This window comes from Bermanella marisrubri (assembly GCF_012295615.1).
GTDB classification, from domain to species: domain Bacteria; phylum Pseudomonadota; class Gammaproteobacteria; order Pseudomonadales; family Oceanobacteraceae; genus Bermanella; species Bermanella marisrubri.
The window spans coordinates 605,966-622,500 of the sequence record NZ_CP051183.1 but is presented as its reverse complement, the minus strand read 5'-3'; the positions used below and the strand labels follow the sequence as shown (position 1 = coordinate 622,500).

Sequence of the window (16,535 nt, the reverse complement as noted above, 5' to 3'; positions counted from 1 at the left end):
CACTATCGGTCAACTAGGAGTATTTAGCCTTGGAGGATGGTCCCCCCATGTTCAGTCAAAGTTTCACGTGCTCCGACCTACTCGAATAATACTGGATAAGGTTTTAGATACGGGGCTATCACCCACTATGGCGGCACTTTCCAGAGCCTTCTCCTACCTACACCAGCACTTTAGGGCTGGTCCCCTTTCGCTCGCCGCTACTCAGGGAATCTCAATTGATTTCTTTTCCTCCGGTTACTTAGATGTTTCAGTTCACCGGGTTTGCCTCTTGTCACCTATGTATTCAGTGCAAGATACTCCCTAAGGAGTGGGTTTCCCCATTCAGAGATCTACGGATCAAAGTCTGTTTGCCGACTCCCCGTAGCTTATCGCAGGCTACAACGTCTTTCATCGCCTCTAGTTGCCAAGGCATCCACCGTGTACGCTTAGTCGCTTGACTATATAACCCAAAACCAACTCAGTTGATTCCAAGTTATTAAGATCATGCAACTGTTCGATATGTGCTTAATGCACACCGGATCGCTTGATTGCTACTTGGTTTGAAAACAAACAAGTCATCACAACTTATTTGATTTTCGAGAAAATTATCCAAATTTTTAAAGAACATAGAACTGAATCTTGCCTTCTCTTTCGAGAAACAATATTCAATTCAGACAATTCGTGTGAGCACTTAACCGAAAGCCAGTGCTATCGTTTAAGGAGGTGATCCAGCCCCAGGTTCCCCTAGGGCTACCTTGTTACGACTTCACCCCAGTCATGAATCACTCCGTGGTGACCGCTCTCCCGAAGGTTAAGCTAGCCACTTCTGGAGCAACCCACTCCCATGGTGTGACGGGCGGTGTGTACAAGGCCCGGGAACGTATTCACCGCGACATTCTGATTCGCGATTACTAGCGATTCCGACTTCATGGAGTCGAGTTGCAGACTCCAATCCGGACTACGACCAGCTTTCTCAGATTAGCTCCGTCTCGCGACTTGGCAACCGTTTGTACTGGCCATTGTAGCACGTGTGTAGCCCTACTCGTAAGGGCCATGATGACTTGACGTCGTCCCCGCCTTCCTCCGGTTTGTCACCGGCAGTCTCCTTAGAGTCCCCAACTAAATGATGGCAACTAAGGACAAGGGTTGCGCTCGTTACGGGACTTAACCCAACATTTCACAACACGAGCTGACGACAGCCATGCAGCACCTGTCTTAGAGTTCCCGAAGGCACCAAGGCATCTCTGCCAAGTTCTCTAGATGTCAAGAGTAGGTAAGGTTCTTCGCGTTGCTTCGAATTAAACCACATGCTCCACCGCTTGTGCGGGCCCCCGTCAATTCATTTGAGTTTTAATCTTGCGACCGTACTCCCCAGGCGGTCTACTTAGTGCGTTAGCTGCGCCACTAAGATCTCAAGGATCCCAACGGCTAGTAGACATCGTTTACGGCGTGGACTACCAGGGTATCTAATCCTGTTTGCTACCCACGCTTTCGCACCTCAGTGTCAGTATCAGTCCAGTGAGTCGCCTTCGCCACTGATGTTCCTTCCCATCTCTACGCATTTCACCGCTACACAGGAAATTCCACTCACCTCTACCGTACTCTAGCCTGCCAGTTTTGGATGCAGTTCCAAGGTTGAGCCCTGGGCTTTCACATCCAACTTAACAGACAACCTACGTGCGCTTTACGCCCAGTAATTCCGATTAACGCTTGCACCCTCCGTATTACCGCGGCTGCTGGCACGGAGTTAGCCGGTGCTTCTTCTGCAGTTAACGTCACACTTGATGGGTATTAACCAACAAGCTTTCCTCACTGCTGAAAGTGCTTTACAACCCTAGAGCCTTCTTCACACACGCGGCATGGCTGCATCAGGCTTGCGCCCATTGTGCAATATTCCCCACTGCTGCCTCCCGTAGGAGTCTGGGCCGTGTCTCAGTCCCAGTGTGGCTGATCATCCTCTCAGACCAGCTAGAGATCGTTGCCTTGGTGAGCTCTTACCTCACCAACAAGCTAATCTCACGCAGGCCCATCCAATAGCGAGAGCCGAAGCCCCCTTTCCCCCGTAGGGCGTATCCGGTATTAATCCAAATTTCTCTGGGCTATCCCGAACTACTGGGTAGGTTCCTACGCGTTACTCACCCGTCCGCCGCTCGACGCCTGATAGCAAGCTATCATCGTTTCCGCTCGACTTGCATGTGTTAAGCCTGCCGCCAGCGTTCAATCTGAGCCATGATCAAACTCTTCAGTTTAAAAATTTTACATCCTAAGATGTGCTCAAGTATTAAAACTACTGTTAAAATAAATTTGACAGTGTTTGACTTACTCGAAAAGTCTTTTGTTTGCACTAAGACTTTCGGTAAGCACCCACACGAATTGTCTGAATTCGTTTTTAAAGATCTCGACTTGCCGCTCGGGCTTGTCGTTGCTTCTCTCGAAGCGGGATGCGCATTTTAATGATTCGCATCCTTTTGTCAACCCTGAATTTAAACTTTTTTGTTTATTTTCAGGAGCTTAGCGAGACTGAAAAGTTTCTTTTCAAACCCTCTTTCAAAGGCCTCTCGTCCAAGCGAGGCGCGCATTTTACAGTGTTTCGTTTCAGCGTCAACCTCTTTTTGAAAGTTTTTATCAAGTTAACCAGTCGGTCAAAATCTTGAAGTTTTTACTTTCAAATCAACCGGTTACAAACCCTTTCGAACTCGCTTCCCGTTGAAGAGGTGGCGCATTCTACGCACTTTAAGATTCTTGTCAAACCTTTGTTGCAAAATAATTTCAAAAAGATTTCACAGCACGGATTAAGAAGATTAGACGGCTTTTATGGGGACGCAAGCCGTGAATAGAAAAAACGTAGAAATAATATCAATGCGAACAAAGCACTGGTTACCAGCGCCAATAGAAAGTCCGCTTTAACTTGCCACCATATATGAACAAGCACCAATCCACTGGCCGGATAGACTAAGAAATGCAGTTGTTTCCAGCGCTGCCTTAAACGACGCATCCACCCTTTGGTCGATGTTGCCGCTAGAGGTAGCAATAATAAGAGCGCCAAAGCGCCCGCTATAATGTAAGGACGCTTAAGCAAGTCCTCCCATAATTCTTGCCAGACGAACCCCTGGATGAAAGCGAAATAAGCAAAGACATGTACCAGTCCATAAAAGAACGCAGCCAGTCCAACGCGACGACTATAAGGACGTAGTTGAATAGCCGTTAGCTTATGGATGGGACGTATGGCGATCACTAATAATAAGAAAGCAATCGCCCACTCCCCGAGAAAATGAACGATAGCTTTGCCAGGCTCAGGCCCGTAATAGAAAATATTGCCCACAAATTGTACTTGGTAAAAACCATAGAAAGACATTAATAGGGGCAACAAAACCAGACCCCATATAGCAAAGTTAAATCCAGCTGTGCGGCTGTTGAGTTTAATATCCATTAATAGTACTTCGTCAGATCCATGCCTTTATATAAATGCGCCACCTGCTCTGCGTAGCCATTAAACATTTCTGTAGGTATGCGTTTGGGGTTAAAGAAGCTACTCGGAAGACGGCGCTCAGTAGCCTGACTCCAGCGCGGGTGATCGACTTTGGGATTCACATTGGCATAAAAGCCATATTCATTAGGGGCGATATCATTCCATGTTGTTTGCGGCATGCTTTCTACAAAGCGTATATTCACGATGGATTTAATGCTTTTAAAACCATATTTCCAAGGCACGACCAAACGTATAGGGGCGCCATTTTGATTAGGTAAGCTTTTGCCATACAAGCCAGTGGCCATAAAGCTCAACTCATTCATGGCTTCATCCATTCGCAAACCTTCTACATAAGGCCAATCAATAGTCGAAAAAACACTGCGCTGACCTGACAGGTTTTCAGGGTCATGAATCGAAACGAATTCGACATACTTGGCTTTGGATGTCGGTTTAAACTGTTTGAGCATGGCCGCAAGGGAAAAACCAACCCACGGAATCACCATGGACCAAGCTTCAACACAACGCAGACGATAAATTCGCTCTTCCAATTGTTGCTTCTTAATCAAGTCCTCTAAGGCAAATTTCCCGGTGACCTCTGCATGACCCTCTACCTCTATATGCCAATCGTCTGTCTTTAACTCATCGGCATTTCTAACCGGATCATTCTTTCCTGTGCCTAGCTCATAGAAATTGTTATAGCTGGTCACCACATCTTCTGGCGTTAAGGTTTCATTTTTACCAAAAGCCGTTTTCTGGAAATCCAGCGCTTTAGCAAGCAGTGCGCTAGGCATCGAAGCCATGGATAAGCCAAACAACCCGAGAGCGCTGGCTTTCATAAATTTACGACGGGCTAGATAAACAGATTCAGGCGTAACATCTGCTTCAGTGAGATCTGTATTGGACTTAATAAGCATGGGAACACCTAATCAAGGGGATACTGTTTAGACTAGGAGATAGGGGAAAGTTCGTCATCTGGACCACCACTTGGAGTTAAGGTAATACAGATGACGGTTAACACTAGGGAATTATTACACTGATTTAGCTTTACGCTCTTTCAGCCACAACCAGGCGGTCCAAACAGGTCCTGTCAATCCGTAAAGGAGGAATACCGCTAATAGGACCACTGGCGGGTCGATGGAGATCACAGCGAACACACCCACAACCGCAAGCATGGCGACAAATGGCACCTTACCTTTTAGGTCAAAGCCTTTGAAGCTGTGGTATTTCACATTACTCACCATAAGAATACCAGCAAGACCTACTAACACCGCCATGAGCGCAGCCACATCTATTCCAGCAATACCGTTGTCATTGAAGACCCAGACAGTGCCCGCTACGATCGCGGCCGCAGAAGGACTAGCAAGACCCGTAAAGTAATTTTTATCCGCTGTTTCAATTTGGGTATTGAAACGGGCAAGACGCAAGGCCGCACCAGCAACATATATAAATGCTGCTATCCAACCAGCTTGGCCTAAGGACTGCAAAGACCAACTAAAAGCCACCAGCGCCGGAGCCACGCCAAAGCTCACCATATCCGCTAAAGAGTCGTACTCAGCACCGAATTCACTTTGTGTATTGGTCATACGAGCAACACGGCCATCTAGTCCATCCAAAATCATTGCTACAAAAATTGCGATAGCCGCCTTGTCGAAGTGTCCATTCATGGAGGCAACTACGGCGTAGAAACCAGAGAATAATGCGCCTGTAGTAAATAGGTTTGGAAGCAAATAAATACCTTTGCTACGCAGTTTCGTTTTTCCTGGTACCGAATCGTTTTCTTGGTTCAAGGGAATAACCTTTTTCTCTTGTGGATCTGACATATATCACCTAAAAAATCATAGGCTGAGCATTCTAAAATAATTCTGATAAAAATGCTGCACGTCGTAAGGTAAACGTGAACATGTGCAAACTCAAATAAATTTAGCGATGACTGAGTTTTGCCACAGTATAGTCTATTGACCTGTCAGCCACTCCTCCGTCACCTGCCAAAACGCATCAACAAGCGGGTGATTAAGGTGGCTATTCAATGTGCAGAGCCCCACCGAAAACGGCTCTAGTTCTGGTTGTACAGGCAAAATCCGCACTTTTTCCATCATTGGACTATTGCTTAATACCAACTCTGGCACCACTCCGACACCAAAGCCTAGCGCCACCATGGCGACAATCGCCTCATGACCACTGACTTGACCATAAATCTGTGGTTTGATTTGTCGTTGCTTGAACCAGTTATCCACGCGAACCCTGCCGAGTCCGGTTTCAGACAGAATCATAGGGATTTTTTTCCAATCCACATCGATTTGACTCAAGGCATCACTGACTGGACCAGACTGGTTTGGAGCGATAAACGCAAGTGGCACTTGCTTAATAGGACGAAACGCCAAACGAGGGGAAAGTTGATCGGGGCGCGCAGCAATGGCGATATCCACCTCTCCGTTTTTTGCCATATCCACAGCCTGCGCAGCGTCCCCTGTACGCAAACGAATATCCACCAGCGGATGACGCTGTCGAAACAACGCCAGTAATTCTGATAAAAAGCTGTAGGTGGCCGTGACCGAACAATAAAGACTTAACTCCCCCTCTAGCTCACTGGTGCGGGTATGTAATTGATCTCGCAGCTGCTGGTATTGCTCAAGGGTGCGAATGGCATACTCTTTAAAACTCTCCCCAGCACGGGTCAGCTTCACGTCTTTACGCTCTCTATTAATGAGCTGCTGGCCAAGCTGCTCTTCTAAGCGCTGCACAACACGGCTTATAGTCGATGCAGAGGTATGACACTGCTGCGCAGCTCGTCCGTAATGCAACGTCTCACTCAATACCACAAACTGGTTTAAATCTTTGAAATCCATCGAGAAATCAACACCTGAATTGTCTCAGCTCAGTATATTGCATTTTCTGCAATGTTACATTTCAAATATCGCGTTTTACGCAACGTGCTTTTTTCCTTACACTGCACGGGTTTTGAATATCTATCGAATTGTGAGCGGATAGATAAAGCGTCAGCGGCGACGCCGTAGCAAGGCAAAATGAATTGAGGCTTGGGAGTTTACATGTAGTAAATGACTGAGCCGAGATTCATTTAACGCAGCTAGGGCGAGTAAGCTAGCTTTTATCTGTTCGCGACGAATATCGAACCCCAAATCCATTAGGAGAGTAAAGATGGGTCAGAATTACTTTAATACACTTAACCTACGTGAACAGCTAGACCAACTTGGTCAATGCCGTTTCATGAACCGTGATGAATTCTCTAACGGTTGTGAATTCCTTAAGGGCAAGAAAGTCGTGATCATCGGCTGTGGTGCTCAAGGTCTTAACCAAGGCCTTAACATGCGCGATTCTGGTCTGGACGTTTCTTACGCTCTACGTGAAGCGGCTATCGCTGAAAAGCGTCAATCTTGGAAAAACGCGACAGATAACGGTTTTACTGTTGGTACTTATGAAGAGCTAGTACCTACTGCAGACCTAGTATGTAACCTAACGCCAGACAAGCAACACACTGACGCCGTATCTACTGTTATGCCTCTAATGAAGCAAGGCGCAACTCTAGGTTACTCTCACGGCTTCAATATCGTTGAAGAAGGTATGCAAATCCGCGAAGACCTAACGGTTGTTATGGTTGCGCCTAAGTGCCCAGGTTCTGAAGTACGTGAAGAATATAAGCGTGGTTTCGGTGTACCAACGCTAATCGCTGTTCACCCAGAAAACGACCCTAAAGGCGAAGGCCTAGACATCGCTAAAGCGTGGGCGTCTGCTACTGGTGGCGACCGTGCTGGTGTCCTAGAAAGCTCTTTCGTTGCCGAAGTTAAATCTGACCTTATGGGTGAGCAAACTATCCTTTGCGGTATGTTACAAACTGGTGCCATCCTTGGTTACGAAAAAATGGTTGCTGACGGCATCGACGGCCCATACGCAGCTAAGCTGATTCAATTCGGTTGGGAAACAGTGACTGAAGCATTGAAGATTGGTGGTATCACCAACATGATGGACCGTCTATCAAACCCAGCCAAAATCAAAGCGTTTGATCTAGCTGACGAATTGAAAGGCCTAATGCGCCCTCTATTCCGTAAGCACCAAGACGACATCATGACTGGCGAATTCTCTCGCACCATGATGGAAGACTGGGCAAACGACGATGCGAACCTATTAAAATGGCGCGCAGAAACAGCCGAAACGGGTTTTGAAAAAGAAGGCCCATGTGATGTAGAAATCGACGAGCAAGAATTCTTCGACAAAGGCATTCTACTGGTTGCTATGGTTAAAGCCGGTGTTGAACTAGCATTCGAAACCATGGTTGAGTCTGGCATCATCGAAGAGTCTGCATACTACGAGTCTCTACACGAAACTCCACTTATTGCTAACACTATCGCTCGTAAGAAACTTTACGAAATGAACGTGGTTATTTCTGATACGGCAGAATACGGTTGCTACCTGTTCTCTCACGCTGCGGTACCTCTGCTACGTGAAGAGTTCATGCCTAACATCGGTACGGATGTAATCGGTAAAGGTTTAGAGCTTAAGTCTAACTCTGTAGACAACGCTCGCTTGGTAGACGTTAACGAAGAAATTCGCGAACACCCAGTTGAGTGGATCGGTCAAGAACTACGTGGTTATATGACTGACATGAAAAAGATCGTTGAAGCTTCTAAGTAATAATTAGAAGATTAAACGATTAAAGAAACCGCTGCGGAAACGTAGCGGTTTTTTTGTGCCCAGCACATTCGATCTTGAGCGAAAACGACTCGACATTGAATAAAAACCCTATCCAACTGCATGCGCCAAATAATCCCATAAAAACAATATTGCCAGAACCCAGAGAAGCGATTAGAGTAATAACTCTATTTATTGAAAATACAGGAATAGTCTCATGCTGGCCGACTCATTATCTCTTCCATGCGGGACAACAATAAAAAACCGTATGATCAAAGCGGCCATGACCGAAGGCATAGCGAATAAACACGATCAGGCCACCGAATCACATAGACAACTCTATAAAACTTGGGCTCAAGGCGGTGCAGCGGTGTTGATCACTGGCAACATTATGATCGACAGACGTTATTTGGAACGCGCAGGCAATGTGGTGGTTGAAAGCGAAGACTCATTAGGTGAGCTTTCACTGTGGGCAAAGACAGTTGAAAGCGAGGGCTGTCAACTTTGGGCTCAAATAAGTCACCCAGGTCGACAATGTCCAAGGCTGGTTAATACCAAACCTCTGTCTGCCAGCGATATTCAACTGAAACTCGCCAGTAATTTCGCAAAACCAAGAGCAGCGAGCCTTGAAGACATTAACGATATCATTCAACGCTTTGCAACTACCGCCGCCATTCTGCAAAAGTCTGGTTTTCACGGCGTGCAAATTCATAGCGCTCATGGCTACTTACTAAGCCAATTCTTAAGCCCTGTCACCAATCAACGAACCGACGATTACGGCGGCAGTTTAGAAAATCGTGCTCGGTTATTACTAGACGTTGTAAGGGCAGTCCGCGCTGCGGTAGGCAAAGAGTTTCCAATCTCCGTCAAGCTTAATAGTAGTGACTTTCAGAAAGGTGGTTTTACTTTAGAAGAAAGCAAACAAGTGGTCCTCTGGTTAAATGAGCTCAACGTCGACTTATTGGAAATATCAGGGGGTACTTATGAGCAATTGGAGTTCTTTAAAAAGAGCTTTGAACAAGGCGATTCCAGCGGAATGCGAAAAAGCACAATCAAACGAGAAGCCTTTTTCTTGGAATACGCCCGAGAAATACAAGCAATCGCTCAAATGCCGATTATGGTTACCGGGGGCTTTCGATCAGTGGAAGGTATGGAAAACGCTTTGCAGTCAGGAGATACAGACGCCATCGGTCTAGCACGCCCATTTTGTATTGATCCAAAGTTTCCGAAAAAAATGATGAATGGTGAGCTTAAAGAAATATCAGATATGGATAGCCAGCTCAAATTGGGTGACGGGTTCTGGGGACCGACAAGTCGGTCCAAATCCATTCAAGCCTTAAATAACCAAACCCAAGCAGGTTGGTATTATCATCAGATTGAATTGCTTGCTAAAGGCAAACCCAGCGACTCAGATTTTTTTCCACGCAAAGCCTTATTTTCTCATTTACGTAAAGACTTCACTCGAGCACTCAAGCGAAAATTTGCGTAACAAAAACGCTCAAGGATATCCTTGAGCGCCCTCTCCCACTCAACCTAAGTACTTACTATTCAAACAATCCCTTTACTGGCCAAACATCATCAAACTCAGCTTGAGTTTTAGTGGATTTTGCAGCGAAGGTTTTCATCATATCGTTAGGGCGAAACATACCTGATTGCCAAGTAGCCATATATTTCAAGCTGTCCTCAACCGAATGATCTCGGCTGTAGTTCAGCATCTCTTTGCAACCCACTACAGCAAGAGGAGAGTTTTTAGCAATACTGGCTGCGATCGCCATGACCCCCTCCAGCAGAGCCTCGTGACTTTCATAGATTTCATTTACGAAACCTAAGTTTTTTGCTTCTTGAGCCGTGAATTTTCGTCCAGTGTAGGCCAGCTCTCGCACAACGCCTTGTGGCATAAGTTTGGGCAAACGTTGCAGGGTGCCTACATCCGCAGTCATACCTAGCTCTGTTTCTTTAATTGTGAAATAGGCATCCGAGGTGCAATAACGACTATCACTGGCGCACACCATATCCAACGCACCTCCTATACAACCGCCTTGAACCGCACTTAATACAGGAATCCTTACTTCTTCTAATGAGCTTAAACTGGCTTGCAACTGCATGACCACTCGACGCAGATTTTCCCCCATACGACCGGGGTCGCCAGACATAGGTGCGGCTTTAGGGCTACTGAACACACTCAGATCCATGCCAGCACTAAAATGCTTACCTGTGGATGAAATCACGATAACTCGAGCCTCACCACTAGCATCAATGGATTTTACGCACTCTGGCAACTCTAACCAAAAGTCCATATTCATAGAGTTTATAGCTTCAGGACGACTGAGCTGCACGTGGGCAATTTGGTTTTTAATCTCAACGTTGAAGGACTTGTAATCCATATTATTCTCTCTAAACGCATTTTTATTTTAATTTAGACACCGTCAAGATAAGCCAGCATTTGGACATCGTCAAGATTAGGTTTAGAATCAATTCACTTTTACCCGTACGCTCACAAAAAGACCGTAAAAATGAAAGACACCTCACGGACAAGTAATCTCAAAGCAAGCGCTAACCAGCCATACCATCACGGCAACCTGCGCTTAGCTTTGTTGAACGCCAGTGTGGAGATCATTCGCTCCCAAGGTGTATCTGCTCTGTCTTTGCGCAAATTAGCAGATATGGTTGGAGTTTCCCGAACAGCGCCTTATCACCATTTTAAAGATAAAGGAGCACTACTGGCCGCCGTGGCAAGCCAAGGATTTGAGGAATTAAGTCTATTGTTGAGCAAAGTCGTCGATGATGATGAAGCGCCGCTTAATGCGAGGTTACAACAGGCAGTAATGGACTACTTAGATTTTGCTATCCAACACCCAACCCAATACGAACTTATGTTTGGCCAAGCACTGTGGCAAGACTCGGAAAACGCCCGCTTTCAGCGCAATGCAAAAGATTGCTTTCGACAATATGTCAGGTTATTCGAATTGTTTGCAGATCAAGGCTTGATTAAAACCCAAGAGCCTCCCCTACGTCTCGCTCAAATGACATGGGCCAGTTTGCACGGTCTAGCACGCCTAGCCAGCGACGGGATTTTCGCCAAGCAAAAAGACATCAAAGAAATTGCGCAAACCACCGTCCGCCATTTAGAAATCATCCTACAAAAATAATTTCTCTGCATTTTTCAGACTATGTTTCTGTCTGACATGTTACGCCACTGTTAACGGCATTTATGGCCATTGGAGATCTCAAGGTGCCTCATGTACTGTTAATTTCACAATGACGAAACTTGTCGACACCATTGATACAGTCAGATAACAATAAAAAGGTCCGATATGAGCAACCCAGCATATATATACGACGCCATACGTACTCCCCGTGGCAAAGGCAAAAAAGACGGCGCGCTGCACAGCACCAAACCCGTATCACTAGTTGTGGGCTTAATGAAGGCCCTTGAAGAACGAACAGGCCTAGATACCAGCAGAGTAGAGGACGTGGTTTTAGGTTGTGTGACCCCTGTTGGCGATCAAGGTGCAGATATCGCGAAAACCGCTGCGTTAGCGGCGGGTTGGAACGAACAAGTAGCAGGTATGCAGCTTAACCGCTTTTGCGCTTCCGGTTTAGAAGCCGTCAATACCGCCGCCATGAAAGTCGCCTCGGGCTGGGAAGATTTGATTGTTGCTGGTGGTGTGGAGTCCATGAGTCGTATCCCCATGGGTAGTGATGGCGGCGCTTGGGCCATGGACCCAGAAACCAATATGATGACGCACTTTGTTCCACAGGGTATTGGTGCTGACCTCATCGCCACCTTGGAAGGTTTTTCGCGCGAAGATGTCGATGCATATGCCGCCGAATCACAACGCAAAGCGGCCGCCGCGCAAAAAGCGGGTCGCTTTGATAAATCACGCATTCCTGTTAAAGATCAAAATGGTTTGACCATTTTGGATCATGATCAACTCATTCGTGAAGAGACCACTGTCGAATCTCTATCAGCCCTTAAGCCTTCATTTGAGATGATGGGCGCCATGGGCTTTGACGATACCGCCAAACTAAAATACCCGCAGGTCGAAAACATAAATCATATGCATCATGCCGGTAATAGTTCAGGCATTGTCGATGGCGCTGCCTTAGTACTCATTGGTAGTGAAGCCATTGGTAAAGAAATGGGTATGAAACCTCGCGCTAGAATTGTCAGCGTTGCACTGACCTCAACTGAACCCACGATCATGCTAACCGGCCCAGCCCCTGCCGCTCGTAAAGCACTCGCTAAGGCTGGTCTAACGGCAGAAGACATTGATCTATTCGAAGTAAACGAAGCCTTTGCTTCTGTTGTAATGAAATTCCAGAAAGAACTGAATGTGCCTTGGGAAAAGATTAACGTAAATGGCGGCTCTATTGCTATGGGGCATCCGCTAGGCGCAACCGGTGCCATGATATTAGGCACATTGCTAGATGAACTTGAGCGTCAAGAAAAACGCTACGGCCTAGCAACATTATGTGTTGGGGGTGGGATGGGGATTGCCACCATCATCGAACGACTATAAGCGAACCTAGTTACGTTGCTCTAGCGTCGTTATAAATTTTATCGGGATCGTTATTTAGGCTAGCTAAACGCCTCCCCTCAAAAATTTATGCCTTGCTAAATCTACCTCACTAACGGTTCTTGCAATTAAAATTCGTCACAAAAATAAAATGAGCAAATTAGGTAAGTTATAAAGCAGTTTTAAGCCTAATTTTTAATGACTAAAACAGAAATTTAAAAACGCAGCCGAGGCGGCTAAGACAAAGCATTACAATTTTACAAGTAACACCGCTTTAGCAACGCAGGTCGTTTTTAATCTTAGGAAGAAAGAATATGACAGACGCAATTCGATTCGAAAAAGACAGCGACAATATTGTCACGTTAACAATGGATATGCCGGGACAAAGCGCTAATACCATGAACGCGGATTTCCGTGAATCCATTTTGGCCATTGCTGACCGTTTAGAAAGTGAAAAAGATAGCATCAGCGGTGTGATATATGCCTCTGCAAAAGATACGTTTTTTGCTGGCGGTGATTTAAAAGAACTCATCGCAGTCACCAAGGACGATGCTGAAGAATTTTTCAATATGGTAGAAAAAATCAAAGCGCCTCTGCGTAAGATTGAAACATTAGGGGTTCCTGTTGTCGCAGCCATTAATGGTGCAGCGCTGGGCGGTGGTTTTGAAATTTGCTTGGCGAGTCATCATCGCATTGCATTAAATAATCCAAAGTTAAAAGTGGGACTACCCGAAGTTACCTTGGGTTTGTTGCCTGGTGGTGGCGGTGTTGCGCGTATGGTGCGCCTAATTGGTCTCGAAGCTGCTTTTCCTTTCTTAATGGAAGGTAAACAGGTTAACCCGCAAAAAGCATTGAAAGCAGGGTTAATCCACGAGATAGCAGAGAACCAAGACGATCTCATGGTAAAAGCCAAAGCATGGATTAAAGCGAACCCTAAATCCACACAGCCTTGGGATGTTAAAGGTTATAAATTGCCAGGAGGCGCTCCCAGTCATCCTGCGGTGGCACAAAAACTTGCCATTGCACCCAGTGTACTGCGACAGAAAACCAAGGGATGCTATCCAGCACCGGAAAAAATTCTGGCAGCAGCAGTTGAAGGCGCACAAGTCACATTCGATGAAGCTTGTACCATTGAAAGCCGCTACTTTACTGAATTAACCACTTCGCAGATTGCCAAAAACATGATTGGCACATTCTGGTTCCAACTTAATGAAATCAAAGCAGGTGGCTCTCGCCCTAGCGGCATAGATAAACAAGTCACGAAGAAAGTAGGTATTTTAGGCGCAGGTATGATGGGCGCAGGCATCGCTTATTCCACTGCCATGAGCGGTATTGATGTGGTTCTGAAAGACGTTTCTATGGAAGCGGCTGAAAAGGGTAAGTCCTATAGCGAAGGACTGTTAAAAAAACGTATCAGCCGCAAGCAGATGTCTGAAGAAAAAGCCAAAACCATTCTAGATCGCATTCTGCCTTCGGACAAAGCGGAAGATTTAGACGGTTGTGATCTCATCATTGAAGCCGTGTTTGAAAATCGTGAGTTAAAGGCCAAAGTAACACAAGAAGCAGAAGTATTTATGAGCAAAGACGGTGTATTCGCTTCGAACACGTCAACCCTGCCTATTTCAGGGTTGGCTATCGCCTCAAAGGCACAAGAAAAATTCATTGGTCTGCACTTCTTTAGCCCTGTGGATAAAATGCCATTAGTAGAAATCATTATGGGTGAAAAAACCAATGATGAAACTCTAGCTAAAGCCTTTGACTATGTATTACAAATCAATAAGACCCCTATCGTCGTAAATGATAGTCGCGGTTTCTTCACCAGCCGCACCTTTGGCACTTTTGTGAATGAAGGGTTGCGGATGTTGGCAGAAGGCATTGAACCACAATTCATTGAAAGCGCCGCACTACAAGCAGGTATGCCAGTTGGCCCACTGGCGGTGCAAGATGAAGTCAGCTTAACCCTAACCAGAAAAGTCACTCGACAAACTCGAGAAGACTTGCGAGCAGAAGGGTCTGATCTTGAAGTCACACCGGCAGAATCGTTAACTGATCGCATGATTGATGACTTCAAGCGTGAAGGCAAAGCAGCAGGTGCTGGGTTTTACGACTATCCTGCCAAAGGTAAAAAACAACTTTGGCCAGGGTTACGTGAACACTTTGTAAAAGCAGACGTCAGTATTGAGTTCGAAGAAGCTAAAGAACGTCTACTTTTTGTTCAAGCTATTGAAACCTTACGCTGCTATGAAGAAAAAGTGCTGACCAGTGTACGCGATGCAAATATTGGTTCGATTTTTGGAATTGGTTTTGCACCTTGGACCGGTGGCGCTATTCAATACGTTAATCAATATGGCGTTCGCAACTTCTATCAACGTGCGAAAGAGTTAGCCAATACGTATGGGGATCGTTTTACACCACCGAGTATATTAGAAGCGCAAGCAGAAAAGGATGAAGCGTTCGTTTAACTCTTAGAAGACTGACAATCAATAAAGCCCGTTCCGATGCATTCGGATATGAACTGCACCCCAAAAGTTGGACACCAATCCAGCCTTTGGGGTGTTTTTATGAGTAAATACAGTAAAGAGCAGAAGATCAAAGCAATTCAGCAGTTTCTTAAGAGTAATGAATCACTAAAGAGTGTTGCAGACAAACTAGAGATTGACCTTTCGTCGCTTAAGAAATGGGTAAGACATTACCAGCAGCACGGGCTAGCTGCATTTGAAAAGAAGTACACCGTTTATAATGCTGCTTTCAAATTAGATGTCTTGAAGTACGTTTATTCTCATAACGTGTCCCACCAACAAGCTGCAGCCATTTTCGATATACGAAATCACGGTATTATTGCGAAGTGGCGACATCAGTATCAAACTGGAGGCTTTAACGCATTAGCATCCAAGCCTAAAGGTAGACTACCCATGACACCCAAGAAACCCGCTAATAACCCCGATAGTAGTCTAACTCGTGAGGAGCTGATGAAAGAGTTAGAGTACCTGCGCGCGGAGAATGCCTTTCTAAAAAAGTACGATGCCTTACTCCAGAAAAAGGAAAGGGTGGCCAAGAAAAAGCCCTCACCATCCAAGGATTAAGGCATAAGTATCCGTTAGCGGCGTTATTAAAAGCAGCAAAACTGTCTCGTAGTACGTTTTACTATCACAATAAACCCAAAGCGGTAAACATAGATAAAGCTAAGCTAGAAGGTCAAATAAAGCGTATCTATCACAGACATAAGGGACGCTATGGCTATCGCAGGATTACTTTGGCTTTGAATGGAAAAGGGTATCGAGTAAACCATAAAAAGGTATTACGACTAATGCGTGACATGGGCTTGAAATCCAAAATACGAGTTAAGAAATACCGATCTTATAAAGGAGAAATCGGGCGTATAGCTCAGAACCATCTCCAGCGAGATTTTAAGGCGAGCAAGCCAAACGAAAAATGGGCAACAGATGTCACAGAGTTCAACGTTAAAGGGGAAAAGCTCTATCTATCACCAGTGATAGATCTTTATAACGGTGAAATAGTGTCTTATCAGGTCGCGAAAAGACCAACCCTACCGTTAGTGATGAATATGCTTCAAAAGGCATATAAACGCCTCTCAGGCCAACAAGCACCTCTCTTGCATTCAGATCAAGGCTGGCAGTATCAGCATGTATCTTATCGTGAAAAGCTAGCGGAGCGTGGGCTTACTCAAAGCATGTCCAGAAAAGGGAATTGTTTAGACAATGCAGCGATGGAGAGCTTTTTCGGTACGCTAAAAAGCGAGATGTATCACTTAAAGCGGTTTGAATCACTAGAAGAACTCGAACGAGATATTAAAAGTTATATTCGCTATTACAATCGCTATAGAATTAAGCTAAAACTAAAAGGCCTGAGTCCGGTAGACTACCGAAATCAGACCTTAAACCCGTAAAACAAACTGTCCAACT

11 protein-coding genes and 2 rRNA genes (1 of these 13 cut by a window edge) are annotated in these 16,535 nt (G+C 45.6%); 6 read left to right on the top strand and 7 right to left on the bottom strand.

From position 1 onward, the window contains the following. The 6 genes from HF888_RS02820 to ilvY all read right to left on the bottom strand — a co-directional run. Positions 1–439: ribosomal RNA gene (locus tag HF888_RS02820) — 23S ribosomal RNA — on the bottom strand; it reaches 2,445 nt to the left of the window's first position. A 256-nt stretch (positions 440–695) separates the two neighbouring features. Next, positions 696–2,228, bottom strand: a 16S ribosomal RNA gene (locus HF888_RS02815). Together the 16S and 23S rRNA genes form the textbook arrangement of a ribosomal RNA operon. A gap of 563 nt (positions 2,229–2,791) precedes the next feature. Next, positions 2,792–3,409 (bottom strand): protein-methionine-sulfoxide reductase heme-binding subunit MsrQ, encoded by a 618-nt coding sequence (locus HF888_RS02810; RefSeq protein WP_168367032.1) that lies wholly within the window; start codon positions 3,407–3,409, stop codon positions 2,792–2,794. Further along, positions 3,409–4,362: a protein-methionine-sulfoxide reductase catalytic subunit MsrP gene (msrP, locus tag HF888_RS02805; protein WP_007018798.1), complete on the bottom strand. Its 954-nt coding sequence runs from the start codon at positions 4,360–4,362 to the stop codon at positions 3,409–3,411. Before msrP ends, HF888_RS02810 begins: the two co-directional genes overlap by 1 nt. A 114-nt stretch (positions 4,363–4,476) precedes the next feature. Next, positions 4,477–5,268: a CDP-diacylglycerol--serine O-phosphatidyltransferase gene (pssA, locus tag HF888_RS02800; protein WP_007018797.1), complete on the bottom strand. Its 792-nt coding sequence runs from the start codon at positions 5,266–5,268 to the stop codon at positions 4,477–4,479. Between the two features lie 132 nt (positions 5,269–5,400). Beyond that, positions 5,401–6,294, bottom strand: a complete 894-nt coding sequence (ilvY, locus tag HF888_RS02795) for an HTH-type transcriptional activator IlvY (RefSeq protein ID WP_007018796.1) — start codon at positions 6,292–6,294, stop codon at positions 5,401–5,403. A gap of 310 nt (positions 6,295–6,604) precedes the next feature. Here ilvY and ilvC point away from each other — a divergent pair, with 310 nt between their 5' ends. Together ilvC and HF888_RS02785 are read left to right on the top strand one after the other, a co-directional pair. Continuing rightward, a complete protein-coding gene (ilvC, locus tag HF888_RS02790; RefSeq protein ID WP_007018795.1) occupies positions 6,605–8,095 on the top strand; it encodes a ketol-acid reductoisomerase in 1,491 nt (496 codons plus the stop codon). 214 nt (positions 8,096–8,309) lie between these two features. Further along, positions 8,310–9,581, top strand: coding sequence for an NADH:flavin oxidoreductase/NADH oxidase family protein (locus tag HF888_RS02785; RefSeq protein ID WP_040298129.1), 1,272 nt, complete (start codon positions 8,310–8,312; stop codon positions 9,579–9,581). A 55-nt stretch (positions 9,582–9,636) separates the two neighbouring features. Here HF888_RS02785 and HF888_RS02780 read toward each other — a convergent pair whose 3' ends face one another. Then, entirely contained in the window at positions 9,637–10,476 is an 840-nt protein-coding gene (locus tag HF888_RS02780) for a crotonase/enoyl-CoA hydratase family protein (RefSeq protein WP_007018793.1), read from the bottom strand. A 129-nt stretch (positions 10,477–10,605) separates the two neighbouring features. Here HF888_RS02780 and HF888_RS02775 point away from each other — a divergent pair, with 129 nt between their 5' ends. From HF888_RS02775 to HF888_RS02760, 4 genes are all read left to right on the top strand, one after another. Beyond that, positions 10,606–11,241: a TetR/AcrR family transcriptional regulator gene (locus HF888_RS02775; RefSeq protein WP_007018792.1), complete on the top strand. Its 636-nt coding sequence runs from the start codon at positions 10,606–10,608 to the stop codon at positions 11,239–11,241. 165 nt (positions 11,242–11,406) lie between these two features. Beyond that, on the top strand, positions 11,407–12,615 hold the full coding sequence (locus HF888_RS02770) for an acetyl-CoA C-acetyltransferase (RefSeq protein WP_007018791.1): 1,209 nt from the start codon (positions 11,407–11,409) through the stop codon (positions 12,613–12,615). 311 nt (positions 12,616–12,926) lie between these two features. After that, entirely contained in the window at positions 12,927–15,074 is a 2,148-nt protein-coding gene (locus HF888_RS02765) for a 3-hydroxyacyl-CoA dehydrogenase NAD-binding domain-containing protein (protein WP_007018790.1), read from the top strand. 99 nt (positions 15,075–15,173) lie between these two features. Next, a protein-coding gene (locus tag HF888_RS02760; protein WP_133308514.1) for an IS3 family transposase occupies positions 15,174–16,519 on the top strand; the annotation gives its coding sequence in 2 pieces (ribosomal slippage) (positions 15,174–15,630 and positions 15,630–16,519; 1,347 coding nt in all). Positions 16,520–16,535: the final 16 nt, after the last annotated feature.